The 15,619-nt window shown below is 68.4% G+C and carries 10 protein-coding genes; 4 read left to right on the plus strand and 6 right to left on the minus strand.

Annotation, left to right across the window (positions count from 1 at the left end):
• Positions 1–3: 3 nt before the first annotated feature.
• From GTZ93_RS20025 to GTZ93_RS20040, 4 genes are read right to left on the minus strand one after another with little or no spacing between them, the layout of a single operon-like run.
• On the minus strand, positions 4–1,464 hold the full coding sequence (locus GTZ93_RS20025; RefSeq protein WP_139915620.1) for a DUF4340 domain-containing protein: 1,461 nt from the start codon (positions 1,462–1,464) through the stop codon (positions 4–6).
• On the minus strand, positions 1,461–3,014 hold the full coding sequence (locus tag GTZ93_RS20030) for a GldG family protein (RefSeq protein WP_139915636.1): 1,554 nt from the start codon (positions 3,012–3,014) through the stop codon (positions 1,461–1,463). Before GTZ93_RS20030 ends, GTZ93_RS20025 begins: the two co-directional genes overlap by 4 nt.
• Positions 3,015–3,016: 2 nt before the next feature.
• A complete protein-coding gene (locus GTZ93_RS20035) occupies positions 3,017–3,820 on the minus strand; it encodes an ABC transporter permease (protein ID WP_120576009.1) in 804 nt (267 codons plus the stop codon).
• Between the two features lie 18 nt (positions 3,821–3,838).
• Positions 3,839–4,582: an ABC transporter ATP-binding protein gene (locus GTZ93_RS20040; RefSeq protein WP_167548189.1), complete on the minus strand. Its 744-nt coding sequence runs from the start codon at positions 4,580–4,582 to the stop codon at positions 3,839–3,841.
• A gap of 42 nt (positions 4,583–4,624) precedes the next feature.
• Between GTZ93_RS20040 and GTZ93_RS20045 the strand changes: the two genes are divergently transcribed.
• Positions 4,625–5,818 carry an aspartate kinase gene (locus GTZ93_RS20045; protein ID WP_139915621.1) on the plus strand — a complete coding sequence of 398 codons (1,194 nt, stop codon included), beginning with the start codon at positions 4,625–4,627 and terminating at the stop codon, positions 5,816–5,818.
• A 165-nt stretch (positions 5,819–5,983) separates the two neighbouring features.
• A complete protein-coding gene (locus tag GTZ93_RS20050; protein ID WP_139915622.1) occupies positions 5,984–8,569 on the plus strand; it encodes a N,N-dimethylformamidase beta subunit family domain-containing protein in 2,586 nt (861 codons plus the stop codon).
• Here the strand turns inward: GTZ93_RS20050 and GTZ93_RS20055 are convergent, their stop codons facing one another.
• Together GTZ93_RS20055 and GTZ93_RS20060 are read right to left on the minus strand one after the other, a co-directional pair.
• The gene (locus GTZ93_RS20055) at positions 8,570–9,511 is read right to left on the minus strand and encodes an ATP-binding protein (protein ID WP_120576006.1); all 942 of its coding nucleotides are present in this window, start codon (positions 9,509–9,511) and stop codon (positions 8,570–8,572) included.
• A gap of 80 nt (positions 9,512–9,591) precedes the next feature.
• Entirely contained in the window at positions 9,592–10,245 is a 654-nt protein-coding gene (locus tag GTZ93_RS20060) for a hypothetical protein (RefSeq protein WP_139915623.1), read from the minus strand.
• A gap of 294 nt (positions 10,246–10,539) precedes the next feature.
• Here GTZ93_RS20060 and GTZ93_RS20065 point away from each other — a divergent pair, with 294 nt between their 5' ends.
• Together GTZ93_RS20065 and gltE are read left to right on the plus strand one after the other, a co-directional pair.
• Positions 10,540–14,133: a tetratricopeptide repeat protein gene (locus GTZ93_RS20065; protein ID WP_180946000.1), complete on the plus strand. Its 3,594-nt coding sequence runs from the start codon at positions 10,540–10,542 to the stop codon at positions 14,131–14,133.
• The gene (gltE, locus tag GTZ93_RS20070) at positions 14,133–15,572 is read left to right on the plus strand and encodes an adventurous gliding motility TPR repeat lipoprotein GltE (protein WP_139915625.1); all 1,440 of its coding nucleotides are present in this window, start codon (positions 14,133–14,135) and stop codon (positions 15,570–15,572) included. Before GTZ93_RS20065 ends, gltE begins: the two co-directional genes overlap by 1 nt.
• Positions 15,573–15,619 lie beyond the last annotated feature (47 nt).

Raw genomic sequence — 15,619 nt, forward strand, 5'->3', positions numbered from 1 at the left:
GCCTCAGGGCGCGGGAGGTCCGCCGTCCGAAGCTTCAGGCGGCGCCTCCTGGAGGTCCGCGGCGCGCGTGGGCAGGTCCGCCACCGCGCTCATGGACACCTCCACCAGGTCCGGACCGGAGCCCCGTGCGTAGAGCCGGTCCTCCGTGTCCGGAACTGCGTCGCCCAGCCACAGCCGCGCCAGTTCACGCCCGTCCGCGTCGCGCAGCACGACGCCCCGCGACGTGTCGCTGATGCCGTAGCGATCCCAGTGCTTCACCTTCGCTTCGCCGAACGCGGAGGCCTTCAAAGCCTCCAGCCGGCCCAGCAGTTTCACCACGCGGAAGTGCAGGGCGCGTCCACCGCCGGGACCTTCCACCTGCCACGCGTCGCTGTTGCCCGCGCCGCGCGTCACCACCACGGGGGCGGCCTTGCCGCCGGGGAGGAAGTCCATGCGCCGCACGTCGTCGCGCGGGAACGACAGCACACGCCGGTCCTTCAACTCCTGCACGCCCACGTCCAGCGTCGTCAGCGCGCGAGGTTCGACCTCCGCCAGCGTGGACCGCGAACCCTGTTCGCGCAGCGCATGGACGACAGTCGCACCGTCGCGGGTCACCTGCGCCAGCCTGACGCGGATGGGCTCACCGGAGGCAGGCACGAAGCGCGCGTCCACGATGGGCGTGTCCAGCCCCAGGGCCTTCCGGTTGGCGGCGGTGTCCTGAGGGAAGGACAGGGCCTGATGGTTCTCGAACGCCTTGAGCAGGTCCGTCAGCCGGCTGGCGTTCGCGCGGGTGGGCTCCGGCTTCTCCATCCGCCACGACTTGCCGTCCGCTTCGCGCGTCAGCACGTACGCATGGTCCTTCGCTTTGACTTCGATGGACTGGAGCGACGCGAGCTCCAGCGGCCCCAGGAACTCCTTGGCGCGCAGCTCGAACGGGCCCTTGTCCAGCGAGTACCGCACGGCACCGTCGGCCGCGTACACGGTCGCGTCGCCTTCACGGCGCACGTAGACGGAGCCATCGAACGGGTTCTCATCTCCACCGGCCAGCGTCACGGTGCGCTGGCGGGACGGATTTTCCGCGCCTTCGCCATTGGCGTCCGGGAGGAAGGCCCGCGCCGTGACAGTGAACGCCGGAGCCGTGAGCCCGTACTTCTTCAGGTCCGCGTCCGTCGGTGACGCGTTCACGGTGGACTTGAACTTCGCCGAGGTGAGCTGCTGCACCAGGGCCTCCACCGCGTACGGATCCGCCTTCGCCTCCACGGGAGACACAAGCCGCCAGCCCTCCGGCGTCCGCTCCAGCTCCGTGGTGGCGCCACGAGCCTTCACCGTCAGGTGTGTGAAGACGGGCGTCGGGTCCGGAGTCGAGCCACGGGGTAGCTCGGCGGGCTCCGTCGCGAAGAGCTTCGGAGGAGCAGGGGGCTTCTCCGCGTCGCGCGAACATCCCACGCTCAAAAGCCCCAGCATCAAGACGGTGGAAGTCCTCACCGGTTCCTCCGTGACAACCAGACCGCGAGTCCCACGCCCAGCAGCGACAGGGGCAGCAGGTCGGTGGATACGAAGCGCAGGGTCCGCATCTGGTCCTCGCCCAGCTCAAGCGTGGACGTCTCACGGTCGGGAGGGCGCAGGGTGATCTTCTCCGCCTGATGGGACGCCCATCCCAGGGAGTTCATCACCAGGTTGCGGTTGGCCTCGTAGCCCCAGTTCGGATCCAACAGCAGCTCCGAGTCTCCCACGGCCACCAGCCGCGCCTCGTCGGAGCGCTTGTGCTCCGCCGCGCGTGTGTCCCGCGAAGCGGCGGCCACCAGCGTGAGCTGTCCCATCTTCTCGCCGCTGGACGGGGTGGTGTCCTCCAGGGGCCGCGACTCCACCCACGCATACGGTGAGCTCAGCAGCACCGGTTCCACCGTCACACCGGGCAGCAGGAAGCCCTCGCGGACGAGCGTGAAGCTGCGCGGCGTGGGCAGCTGGACGTTGAAGCCGCGCTCCTGCAACGGACGCGTGATGGGGTGCTTGCCGTAGAAGTTCGACAGGAGGACGAACGGGTTTCCCGAGTTGAACTGCGGGTCCGCCGCCACGCCCTCGTCCACCTGCACGCCGTAGTCCGCGAGGAACAGGCCCAGCCCGTCGTCCGTGTTCGCGTCGGTGAAGTAGAGCAGCCGGCCGCCTTCGCCCAGATAGGTGCGCAACACCGCCACCTCCGGCGCCGTATACGCCTGCTTCGCGCCAGCGATGATCAACAGGCCCGCGTCGCGAGGCACCTCCTTCCTGCCCAGGAGGTTGAGCGGTTCGGGACGGTAGCCCTCGCGCAGCAGCTGGCGCCGCAGCTCCGTCAGCCCCTCACCGGCCGCCTCCAGCGACCACTCGCCGTGTCCTTCGAGGACGTACACCTTCTGCGCGCCCGTCGCGCTCAACTGGAGCAGGGCGTTGGTCAGCTCCTGCTCGCTGGGGACGGGCAGGGTGGTGTGGGGCGCGGCATCTCCTTCGCCGCGGGAGACGACGACCAGCGTCTGCTTGTCCTTGAGCTGGTACTTCGCGGCCAGGGTCGGCTCGCGACGCGGATCCACGAAGGCGTAGTCGAAGGTCTCCGGTGCCGCCTCGTGGTAGCGCCGGAACAGCTCCTCCAGCTCGCCATAGGACGGATGCGTGGGTGGGACGAGCGCCAGCGCATGGGCCTTCTCCTTCAACCCCGCCAGCGTCTGCACCGTCTGCGGCGCGAGCGAGAAGATGCGCTCCTGCGTCAAATCCCACCGCTGGTTCTTGCGGAACGCGAACACGTTGAGCGCCACCAGCACGCCCAGCACCGCCAGCGTGGTGAGCACGGAGGACGCGAGGAACCGTCCCGTGCGGCGGGTGCCCGCGCGCCCCAGTTCCTCCCGGTGCGTGACGACGTAGGCCGTGAGCATCGCCGCGCCCAGCACCGCCTTGCCCGCAGCGAGCGCCACGCTGCCGGAGGTGAGGAACAGCGTGAAGGGACTGGACGCGAGGAGCAGCAGGCCGAAGGGCCCCAGCACCCGGGTGACGTGGGTCGCTCTCATGGTCATGCGTAGCGCTGCGCTTCCACCGCGCGGTGGGTGAGCAGCAGCGAGAACAGGATGACGGACGCGAAGAACACCAGCGCCTGCACCTCCAGGACGCCCTGGATCATCCCCTGCAACTGCGTGTCGAAGGACAGGTAGTTCAGGAACGAGCGCAGCGGCTCCGCGGTGGACTGGGCCACGCCGCGCAGGAGCATCCACGGCAGCAGCACGGTGAAGGTGAGGAACGCCGCCAGCATCTGACTCTCCGTCAACGCGGAGATGAACATCCCCACGGCCATGCACGTCGCGCCCCAAAGGAGCACCGCGCCGTAGCCCAGCAGCACCGTGGGCCACTCCAGCGCGGAGCCGGACGGGCCCGTGCCCACCACCGACAGCAGCACCGGGAACACCAGCGTCAGCCCCAGCGTGACGAAGATGAGGCCCAGGCCGCCCAGGTACTTGCCCAGCACGATGTCCACCGGCCGCACCGGCGTCGTGAGCAGCAGCGCGAACGTCTTCTGGCGCTTCTCCTCCGCGAACAGCCGCATGGACAGGAAGGGCGCGACGAAGAGCGTGAGGATCAACACCACGCCCCACAGCTGCACCACCACGCCGTCCGTGAGGTTGCGGTAGACGATGGAGTCCGGCGGCAGCTTGCTCCAGCCGTGCTCGCGCGCCAGGGACTGCACCTGCTGGAACTGCTCCAGCAGGCTGACGAAGAAGAACGACGAGAGCGCCGCCATCGCCGTGAACACGGCGTAGGCCCACGGGGTGGTGAAGGCGACGGCCAGCTCCTTGCGGGCAATGGCCAGGGCGGTGCGCATGCGCTTAAGGGTTCCTGTTCAGGCGGCGGTCAGCTTGATGAAGACTTCTTCCAACGACGCGTGCTCGGCCTGGCCATGCGCCTTCGCCAACTGGTCGATGGCGTCATGGGCCACCACGCGGCCCTGGTGGAGGATGAGGACGTTCTCGCACGTCACCGTGACCTCCGGGAGGATGTGCGTGGACAACAGCACCGTGTGCTTCCCCTTGAGGCTCCGGATCAACGCGCGCAGGTCCGCGCGTTGCGCGGGGTCCAGGCCTTCGGTGGGCTCGTCCAGGATGAGCACCGGCGGCGAACCGATGAGCGCCTGCGCGATGCCCACGCGCTGCTGGTAGCCCTTGGACAGGTTCTGGAGCACGCGGCCCATCACGTCGTCGATGCCCGTGAGCCCCGCCACCCGCGCCACCTCCGCCTTCACCGCGCGGCCGGGCACCTGCTTGAGCGCCGCGACGAACGCCAGGTAGCCGTGCACCGTCAGCTCCGGATACAGCGGCGGCGTCTCCGGCAGGTAGCCGATACGCCGTTTGACCTCCATGGGGTGCGTGGACACGTCGAAGCCCGCCACCTTCGCGCTGCCCTCGGAGGGGGGCAGGAAGCCGGTGAGGATCTTCATCGTGGTGGACTTGCCCGCGCCGTTGGGGCCCAGGAAGCCAAGCAGCTCGCCCTCACCGACCGTGAAGGACAGGTCGTCGATGGCCACGCGATCGCGGTAGCGCCGGGTGAGGTTGCGCACCTCGATGATGGGCTTCTCGGTGATTGGCATGCGCGGGGGCGAACTCTACACTGCCCCGGAAGCGAGGCGTGGATGCCAATCGTGGTGCAGAAGTACGGCGGCTCATCGGTCGCTGACGCGGAGAAGCTCGGCAAGGTCGCGCGGCGCGTGAAGCAGAAGCGGGACGCGGGCTATCAGGTCGTCGTCGTCGTGAGCGCCATGGGCGACACCACGGATGACCTGCTGTCGCTGGCCAAGAGCGTGTCCCAGGACCCGCCCCGGCGCGAACTGGACATGCTCCTCACCTGCGGCGAGCGCATCTCCATGGCGCTGTTGTCCATGGCGCTCCAGGAACAGGGCGTCCCGGCCATCAGCTTCACCGGCAGCCAGAGCGGCATCATCACCAACGACGCGCACGCCCAGGCCCGCATCGTGGAGGTGCGGCCCTACCGCATCCAGGACGAGCTGGCGCACGGCAAGGTCGTCATCGTCGCGGGCTATCAGGGCGTCTCCTACAAGAAGGAGGTGACGACGCTGGGGCGCGGAGGTTCCGACACCACCGCGGTCGCGCTGGCGGCGGCGCTGGACGCGGAGGCGTGTGAAATCTATTCGGACGTGGACGGCGTCTTCAGCGCGGATCCGCGCGTGGTGCCGGACGCACGCAAGCTGGAGTCGCTGAGCTACGACGAGATGCAGGAGCTGGCGAGCGCCGGCGCCAAGGTGCTCAACGCGCAGGCCGTGGAGTGGGCGAAGGCGCGCGGCATCACCATCCTCGCGCGCACCGCGCACGGCCAGGGCACCGGCACCAGCGTGCAGGAACTCGCCGTGCCCACCGACAGCCGCGTCAAGGGCGTGACGGCGGACGCGGAGATGGCCGTGCTCGTCGCGCACGCCAGCGTGCCCCTCCAGGAGCTGCTGGAGTTCCTGGACGCGCGCGCCGTCCGAGGCCGCACGCTCGCCCACGATGGATTGCCGGGCGCGCCGGGACGCACGTACCTGGCGGTTCCACTCGCGGACATTCACGGCCCGGAGGCGCTCCAGCGTGAGCTGGCCACTCGCTTTGGCGCGGGAGTGGACTGGCAGGACGGCTGGGGCACGGTCACCTGTGTGGGCGTGGGCCTCAACGCGGACTGGGTGCCGCTGCGCAAGGCCCTCTCCGCCGCCGAGGCCCTCTCCGCGCGGATCCATGCGGTAAGCACCTCGCCCCTGCAGGTGACCCTCCTGGTGGACAAGACGCATCTGAAGACCCTCACGGCCCGGCTGCACCGCGAACTGCTCGGTAGCTGACACGCATCACGCCCGCGCAACCTCCGTTGATCCGAGGGCTTGCGGGTTGTCCCTGGGGACGAGGCGACATCGTCTGTCGAACTTCCTTTCCTATTGGGGGCAGAGCGCTTCCCTCTGAGAAGTCGATGCCTACCCTCCTCCCCGAACACCTTGGAGGGTTGGGCCATGGGTCAGGGGCGTCGCTGGATGGGACTGGGGGTGGTGCTGGCGCTCCTGGTGACGGGGGCCTCGGGCTGCAAGGACTCCGGTCCGGCACCCGGCACGCCTCCCCCTGGCGACCGCCATGATGAGCCGCCGCTGAGCAACGACGACGCGGGCGTCATCGGTCCGGACGGCGGCATCATCGTTCCCGAATACGACGCGGGCACTCCGGACGACGAGCCGGACGCGGGCACGCTGCCCGACGGCGGCAGCGCACTTCCCGAGCGCGACCCGGACGCCGTCTACAAGGAGAACCAGAAGAAGGGCACCACGGGCTGGCGCATCGACAAGAACGCCAACAGCCGTGAGATTGAAGGCTACCCGCTCAAGGCCACCCTGACGCAGGGCGAGTTGCTGCGCGTGGCGGTGTCCCTGTCCGAGGAGCGCAAGTTCAGCTGGTTCGTCTACCGCCTGGGCTATTACGGCGGCGTGGGGGCCCGGGAGGTCGCGCGCGGTGGCCCGGTGCAGGGCACGCGGCAGGCGGACTGTCCGGCGGATCCCTCCACGGGCATCATCGCCTGTTCCTGGTCGCCCACGCTGGAGATCCCCATCGGCGAGAACTGGGTGCGCGGCGTGTACGTGGTGAAGCTCGTGCGCGACGATCGGCCTTCGCGCTACGTGCCCTTCTACGTGCGTGACGCCAACCCGCGCTCGGAGGTCGCGGTGCTCATCCCCACCGCGAACTGGGCGGCGTACAACACCTGGGGTGGCACCAGCCTCTACGATGATCAGAAGGGCGTGATGAAGGCGCACGGCGTCTCGCGTGCCTTCCAGTCCTCCTACGACCGGCCCTACTACCGGGGCCAGGGCTCCGGGCACCTGATGACGGACGACCTGAGTCTGGTGACGTGGCTGGAGTCGCAAGACCTGGACGTGGGCTACTTCACCGATGAGGACATGGACGAAAGCTACGACTTCTTCCGTGGCGCGAAGGTGTTCTTCATGTCCGGCCACGACGAGTACTGGTCCTCCAAGCAGCGCGACCACGCGGACCGCGCGCTGTCTGAAGGGCGCTCCATCATCAACCTGGGCGCGAACAACGCCTACTGGCAGGTGCGCTTCGAGCCCGCCGCCGACGGCCGTCAGCGCCGCGTCGTGACCTGCTACAAGGGAGCGCCCGAGGATCCGTACAAGGACCAGCGCAGGACGGTGAAGTTCCGCGACCTGCCCGCGCCCCGTCCGGAGAACGCGCTCTTGGGCGTGCAGTTCGCCGCGCGCTGGCACCAGTGGCCCTTCCCGACCGTCATCACCCACCCGGAGCACTGGGTCTTCAACGGCACGGGCCTGAAGGCCGGTGACACGCTGTGGATGGCGAATGGCTACGAAGTGGATCAGCTGGTGTCCAACGGCCGCCAGCCCTCCGGCGTGGAGGTGCTCGCGGAGTCGCCGTCGCTGTCGCTCCAGGGCGGCTTCGGCTTCGCGCACATGGTGGTGCGCAAGCAGGGGGAGGCGTACGTCTTCTCCTCGGGCGGCATCGACTTCGTGCAGAAGCTGGCCGGGGTAGGGGACCGCGTGGCGGATCCGCGCGCGGGCCGCATCGTGGCCAACGTGCTCTACAAGGCGCTGGGCCGGAAGCTGCCGGGCGACCTGGTGAAGTTCCAGCCTCCAGCGGCACCCTCGCCGATGGGGCCGTTCGCCGCGTCCGTGACGACGGTGGCGGGGCAGCCCGGCAAGCGCTGCCACTCGGGCGCGAAGGTGGGGCCGGACGAACTGGGCGCGCCACTCGCGGTCGCCGTGCTGCCGGATGGGGGCTGGGCGGTGGCGGACTCGCTGGGCAACACCGTGAAGCGCGTGTCGCCGGACGGGAAGATCCGCACGGTGCTCACCGGCCTCTACGGCCCCATGGGCATTGCCTCGGACGCGCTGGGTAACCTCTACGTGTCCGACACGGAGAACGCGCTCATCCGCCGCATCACCCCGGACGGAAAGGCGCAGGTCTTCGCGGGCACCTCGTTCGGCTACCAGGACGGCCCCGCGCTGTCGGCGGCCTTCAACCAGCCCGCGGGCCTGTCCTTCACGCCGGACGGCACGGCGCTGCTCGTGGCGGACTTGAACAACAGCGTCATCCGCCGCATCGACATGGTGACGCCCGGCAACCCGGTGACGACGCTGCAGGGCGACTGGCTCTACCGTCCCTCCGCGGTGGCCCAGACGGTGGACGGCACCACCTACGTCGTGGAGAGCGGCATGGCGCGCGTGGTTCGCGTGCGCGACGGCGTCACCACCGTGGTGGCGGGCTCCACGCCCGGCTTCCGCGACGGTGAGCCGAAGGAGGGCCAGCTGCTGCCGTACCTGGGCCTGGCGCTGCTGCCGGACGGCTCGCTCGCCATCTCCGACCCCGGCAACTACCGAGTGCGCCGGCTGACCTTCAACGCGTCGGGTGAACCGGAGAAGCTGACCACGCTCGCGGGCAGTGGCCGCTATGGCGCGGACGACGGCGCGGGCAGGGAGGCCCAGCTGGTGCTGCCCGCCGGGCTCGCGGTGGGGCCGGATGGCACCCTCTACGTGGCGGACGCGGGCAACTCGCTGGTGCGCGCCATCAATCGCTGATCACCGGCCCGGGTTGCGCATGCCACCCATGGGCGGCGGCGCATCCATCTCCTGCCGCGTGCGCCGCCGGTCCGGGGTGTCGCGCGGCAGCTCCACGAAGGTGCACATCTCGCAGAGGCGGCTGTAGATGCGCTCGCCCACGCGCTCGCGCAGAAGCTCCGCGTCCTTCATGGCGGAGCGGGCGTCGTCCGTGGTGCGGTAGCCCGAAGGCGCGCTGCTCCGCACGCCCTTGCGCTCCGGCTCCAGCGAGTAGTTCGTGGCGAAGAGCGTCGTGCGCCCCGCGTTGTAGCGCCGGGCGATCAGCTCATCGAGCGTCTCCATCTCGAAGGGACTGCCGCGCCCCTTGCCCAGCTCGTCGATGGCGAGGACCTCCACCTCCGACAAGGGCCCGATGATCTCTCCGCCGCTCTTGCCGTCCTGGAAGCCGCGCCGGATGGTCGCGTACAGGAGCGAGATTTCGACGTAGCGGGTCTTCACGCCCATCTCCAGCACCAGGTGCCCGAGCGTCGCCGCCATGAGGTGCGTCTTGCCCGTGCCCACCGGTCCGCTCAGCACGAAGCCCTTGTTGGTGGCGCCCTTCACGTACTGATTGGCGAAGTGCATCGCCACGCCGCGGCCCCGGTCCTGCGCCTCGTTGAAGGGCCGGTAGTTGTCGAACGACGCGTGCGCCATGACGCCCGGCATCTGCACGTCGTTGTAGAGCGCCACACGCGTGCGCCGGAGCGTGCACACGCACGGCTCCAGGACCTCATACATCCGGGGGCCCACCTTCGCGCTGAAGGTGCCTTCCTTCTGCACCAGCCTGTGCCCGCGTCCACCGCACATCGGGCAGTCCACCGAGCACGTACACACCCGAGCGGTCGCGAGCTCTCCGCGGCGCTCGATGACGTACGTCCGCCCGCCGCACAGCCCACACGCCTCGCCGTTCGCCTTGGCAGCCATCGCGCCCAGCCATAACACCGTCGCCCCTGGCCGTCAGCCTGCTGAACTTTGGTTCAGCAGTGCGGTAGGAGGACAACCCTTCAGGTTTCCTTCATGTCCAGCCGCCGTCTGACGGCCGCCTGGAGCCGGAAGCGCCGGGACACACGCCGCGCGCGGGCGGTCATCAGCTGTTGTTCACCGGTGCGCGCATCTCGCCACACCGTGCGTCGCTCCGAGAAGGGCAGGGCGCGCAGCAGCACCAGCAGCGCCCAGGCCTCCTGCTGATCCATGGCCGCGGGCTCGCGAGGCACGCACGCGAGCACCGTGTCCAGCAGCCGGTGCACCCGCGGCGCCATCGCGGCTTCGCGCTCCGTCAGCGCCCGCAGCGCCGCGCACAACCGCGCGTGCCGCACCTCTTCCCACGAACGGGCAGGGCGCTTCTTCGAGGAGGCCTGAGGCGCCTCTTCTCCCTGACCCGCGGACAGGTCGCGGTACTTGCGGATCTCCGTCTCCACCTGGCGCCGGCACGCGCGCAGCGAACGCAGCACCGGCTCTCCGGGCCGCGCGTCCCACAGCGCCTTCTCCGCCGAACGCGAGATGCCGCGCGCCACGACCTCGAAGGGCACGCCCTCCCGGGCCCACGCGATGACGAGCTCGGTGTCCAGCGCGGACAACATCAGGCCCGCGCCGCGCACCGCGAGGAAGTAGTCCTGCACCAGCTCCTCGAAGCTGGCGCTCTCCGGCAGAAGACTCATGATCCGACAACCACTCCAGGCAGGGCGACCAGACGAACAGCCGCCAGCCTCCCATACCCGTTGGGACAGCCGGTGCAACCTTCCTGTCGCTGTCTGGAGCGGTGATGGCGCACAGCGAAATTGAAGTTTTCCCGCTTGCTATCCAACGGACCGGACGTCCCGTCGTCTGGGTTGACCCGCCTTGCGCAAACCGCGCATAGTACGAGTCCCCTCATGGAAATTCCCGAAGATTCCCGGACACTTGCCAAGCAAGCAGGCATCCGTGGACACCGGTCACCCGCTCCTAGGAAGACCATGCGCCGCTCGCTACTCGTTTGCCTCGTTCTCCTGACTTCCATGGCTTCGGCCCAGGAGAAGAAAGCACTGCGCGACGCTGACCTGGGCAAGAAGTCCACCACCACCGTGGACAAGTCCCTCGCAGGCGACATCACTCGCCCGAAGGAAGCCCAGCAGGCCGCTCCCGCGCTTCAATATGATCAGTTCCGCCTGGGCGTGGAAGTGCAGGTCGCTTCCAAGCGCCGCGAACAGATCGAATCGCTGAGGAAGATCATCTCGCTGTCTCCTGATCAGAAGGAGGCCCCCAGCCTGTTGTTCCGCCTGGGCGAACTCTACTGGGAGGAGTCGAAGTTCTTCTTCTTCGAAGCCAACCGGAAGGACGACGAGCTCATCGTCGCCATGAACCGCAACGACGCCGCGGCCCAGCAGAAGGCCAAGGCGGAGAAGGCGGAGTTGATGGCGAAGGTGAAGGAGAACGGCAAGTACGCCGTCGAGCAGTACACGAAGATCGTCCAGGAGTACCCGAAGTTCGAGCGCACGGACGAAGTGCTCTTCTTCCTCGGCCAGTACCTGATGGAGGACGGCCAGGACAAGAAGGCGCTCGTCGCGTTCAAGCGCCTGATTGAGAAGCACCCCACGTCCAAGTACATCCCGGACGCGTACTTCGCCTTCGGCGAGTACTACTTCAACAACTCCAAGGGCAAGCGCCCGGAGCTGGAGAAGGCGCTCGCCGCGTACAAGAAGGCCGCCGAGTTCCCGGAGAACCAGGTCTACGCCTTCGCCCTCTACAAGCAGGGCTGGTGCTACTTCAACATGGGCGAGTACGAGTCCGCGAAGGACAAGTACAAGACCGTGGTCCTCTACGGTGAGCTGGCGGGCGCCGCCGCCGTGGAGAAGGACGGCAAGTCCAAGGCGAAGGGTTCGCTGGTGCGTGAAGCGCGCGCCGACTACGTGCGCGCCTTCGCCCGCGAGGGTGACGTGACGCAGGCCCGCGCGGACTTCGGCAAGGTCGCCACCAATCCGGAAGACCGCTTCGCGATGATGAAGCAGCTCGCGAACCTGTACTACGGCGACGGCAAGGACCGCGAAGCGGCCATCACCTACAACTCGCTGATCAAGGAGAAGCCGCTGTCGCCGGAGGCTCCTGGCTTCCAGGGCAAGATCGTCGACTGCATCCTGCGCATGGGCAACAAGGAGCGCACCGTGGCCCAGGTGCGCCGGCTCGTGAAGATCATGAAGGACGTCGAGTCCTCTGGCGTCATCAAGGACGACAAGGACAAGAAGGCGCTGGCGGAGGCGAAGGAGCTGTCCGAGCGCACGCTCTCCAACCTCGCCGTCACCTGGCACAACGAGGGCAAGAAGACGCGCAGCGAGGAGACCTTCAAGTACGCGGACGCCGTGTACAGCGACTACCTCACGCTCTTCCCGGAGAACCCCAAGGCGTACGACCTGCGCTTCTTCTGGGCGGAGCTCCTCAACGACAACCTCCAGAACTTCGACAAGGCCGCCGCCAACTACACGCTCGTCGTCCTCCAGGACGCCAAGGTGCTGGAGGCCAAGGACGACAAGGGCAAGCCCAAGCCGGGCAAGCCGGGCAAGTGGCTGACCAACGCCTCCTACAACGCCGTGCTCGCCTACGACGAAGTCGTGAAGGCCGCTGAGGCGCGCGGCGAGGCCAAGTCCGAGTCCGCCGGCACGGACATCCAGAAGAAGATCGCCATCCCCACGCTGAAGAAGTCGCTGCTGGACGCGTGCGAGCGCTACCTCAAGTACGTCCCCAAGGGCGACAAGCGCGTGGAGATCGCCTTCAAGGCGGCGAACATCTACTACCGCCACAACCACTTCGACGAAGCGGTGCTGCGCTTCTCCGAAATCGCGCTCGGCTACCCCGAGTACAAGTTCGAGGACGGGCAGCGCGCCGCTGAAATCGCCGCCAACCTCATCCTCGACTCGTACAACCTGCTGGGCGACTTCGCGAAGGTCAACGAGTGGGCCCGCCGCTTCTACTCCAACGACAAGCTGGCCACCGGCAAGTTCCGCGACGACCTGGCGAAGCTGATCGAGCAGTCGTCGTTCAAGCTGGTCAGCCAGCTGGAGGAGAAGAAGGAGTTCTCCAAGGCGGCCGAGGCGTACCTGAACTTCGTCCACGACTTCCCGCAGACGGAGATCGCGGACCTGGCGCTCTACAACGCGTCCGTCGACTACTACAAGGCGAAGAGCCTGGATAAGGCCATCGAGGTCCGCAAGCGCCTGTTCGCGGAGTACCCCCGGTCCAAGTACGTGCCGGACTCCATCTACGCGAACGCGGAGGCGCTGGAGGCCATTGGTGACTTCGAGGAGGCCGCGGGCACCTACGAACTCTACGTGCGCGGCTACGAGCGCAACCTGAACGAGAAGGGCGGCGCGCCGGCCGCGAAGGCCAAGGCGAAGAGCAAGGCCAAGGGCCGCGCGAAGCAGGCCTCCAACGACGACGGCCCCGCGAAGCCCGCGGTGGTGCAGAAGTGGGACGAGTCCAAGGCGCAGATCGCCCTGTTCAACGCGGCCACCTACCGCGAGGGCCTGGGCCAGCTGAAGGCCGCGCTCAAGAACCGCGAGCACTACATCGAGCTGTGGCCCAAGTCGAAGGACGCGGAGGCCGCCTTCCTGTCCGTCGTGGACCTGTACGTGAAGCAGGGCGCGTACATGAAGGCCATCAAGCTCCTGGAGGAGTACGAGCGCGACAACATGCGCAGCCAGAGCAAGTTCCTCATGGCCGAGGGCCGCATCACCGACATCTACGCGAAGATGCGGAAGACGAACGACGTGCGCCGCATGAACAAGCGCATCTTCGAGTACTTCGACCAGCTGCCCCGCCGTCAGCAGACCGCGCTGGAGAAGCCCGCGCTGGCCGCCGCCGCGCAGGCGAACCTGCTGGCCATCGAGCCGGACTGGAACGAGTTCAAGCGCCTGAAGCTGTACTGGGGTGTGCCGCCGTCGCCGGAGCGCTTCAAGGGCTCGCTGGCCGACAAGGGCCGCGCGCTGGAGGTCGTCCAGAAGAAGTACGTGCAGACCGTGGCCCTGGGCGCCCCGGAGCCGGCCATCTGCGCGCTGCAGCGCATTGGCCTCGCGTATGACCACATGGCGGAGCTCGTCGTGAACGCGCCCATGCCGCGCGGCCTGGATGAGGAGTCGCAGCAGGCCCTGCGCGACGAGTTCGCCAACCAGGCCCAGCCGCTCAAGGACAAGGCCACGGAGGCCTTCTCCGGCGCGGTGGCCAAGAGCCGCGAGCTGGGCGTGTTCAATGACTGCGCCGCGGCGAGCCTGAAGATCCTCCGTAGCACCTACGCTCCGGATCGCTACCCGGAGGTGCTGGAGGAGAAGCTCGCGCTGAAGAACAAGGAGCTGGTGCTGGGCGGCGACCTGCTGGCCGCCGTGCAGGACATCCCGCCCCCGGTCTCCAAGTCCGAGCCGGAGAAGATGGCCAAGAGCGAGGCGCTCAACGAGGACCTGTCCGCGCTGACGAACGCGCTTCGCCAGCAGACCGAGTCCGAGGTCGCCAAGCCCGCCGCCGCGTCCAAGGACGGCGCCCCCAAGAAGACCGTTGATGATCAGGAGCCGGAGGACTTCCTCTAATGAATCGCCGCATGCACCCGTTCCGCCCCCTCCTGCTGGCCACGCTGGCGCTGACCGCCGTCGGTTGTTCCACCACGCAGACCAACACCCCGGCGGCTGTCGCCAAGCCGGTGGCCGCCCCCACGGGCCCGGTGTCCATCTCCAACCGCGCCATGCTGCTGTTCGATGACGCGGTGAAGTCCTTCGACGCGCAGAAGAAGGCGAAGGCCTTCGACTACCCGTCGCTGGAGCGCAAGTTCAAGGCCGCCCTGGAGGCGGACCAGAACCTGGCGGAGGCCGAGTACAACCTGGGCGTCATCGCCGAGCGCATGGGCAAGGGCGACGAGGCCAAGGCCCGCTACGCGTCCGCGCTCACCAAGAAGCCGTCCCTGCGCCAGGCGTCCGACAACCTGGCCATCATGAAGCAGAACGGCGGCGACGTGGCCGGCGCCGTGGCGCTCTACCAGGACGTGCTCACGCGCTACCCGGATGACGCGGGCTCGCGCGCTCGGCTCGCGGAGATCTACCGGCAGAACAACGACCACGACAAGGCGATGGAGCTGTCTCGTGCCGCGCTCATGCGCGACCCGATGAACACCAACGCCCTCAAGGTCATGATCCGCAGCTACCTGGATCGCAAGCAGCTGGCCATGGCGAAGCTCGTCGCGCTGCGCGCGGTGAAGCTGGACGGCACGGACCCCGAGCTGCACCAGGCCGTGGGCCTCATCCTCCTGAAGGAGGGCGACACCGAGGGCGCGCGCCTGCAGTTCAAGAGCGCCCTGGAGGCGAAGGCGGACTACGTGCCCGCGCACGTGGAGCTGGCCCAGCTGGCGCTCAACGCGGAGGACTTCCCCGGCGCGGAGGAGCACCTGCGCCGCATCCTGCAGTCGGACGGCAAGAACGCCGCCGCGCACGTGGACCTGGGCATCGCGCTCAAGGGCCAGGGCCAGTACGACAAGGCCATGCAGGAGTACGACGAGGCGGAGAAGCTCAACCCGGACCTGGGCGCCACGTACCTCAACCGCGGCATCATCCTGCACAAGGTGAAGGACGCCCCCGAGCGCGCGGTGGAGCTCTACAAGAAGTACGTCGCGCTCGCCGGCGGCGAGGTCGCGATCAACGCGGAGGCGCCTGTCTTCGGCCTCATGCGCGAGGCGGAGAGCATCGTGCAGGCCAAGCGCGAGGCGTCCGCCGCGGAGGCCCAGGCCAAGCAGATGGAGGCGCTCCAGGCGCAGCAGCAGGCCGCGATGAAGGCGGAAGAGGCGAAGCAGAAGGGCCAGCCGCCTCCGGGTGGAGCAACGCCCGCGTCCGGCAACGGCACCGCTCCGCAGGCCACGCCGGCCTCGGGCACGGGGGCGCAGCAGCCGGCCGCCGCTCCGGCGGGTGGCACGCAGACGGCCCCTGCCCAGAAGAATGCAGCACCGGCGGACTCCGACGAGCCCACCGACGACCTGCTGTGATGTGGGAGACGCCCGCCAGTGGCTTCACGCTGGCGGCGCGGCTCGGG

It is taken from the genome of Corallococcus exiguus (genome assembly GCF_009909105.1).
Lineage (GTDB): Bacteria > Myxococcota > Myxococcia > Myxococcales > Myxococcaceae > Corallococcus > Corallococcus exiguus.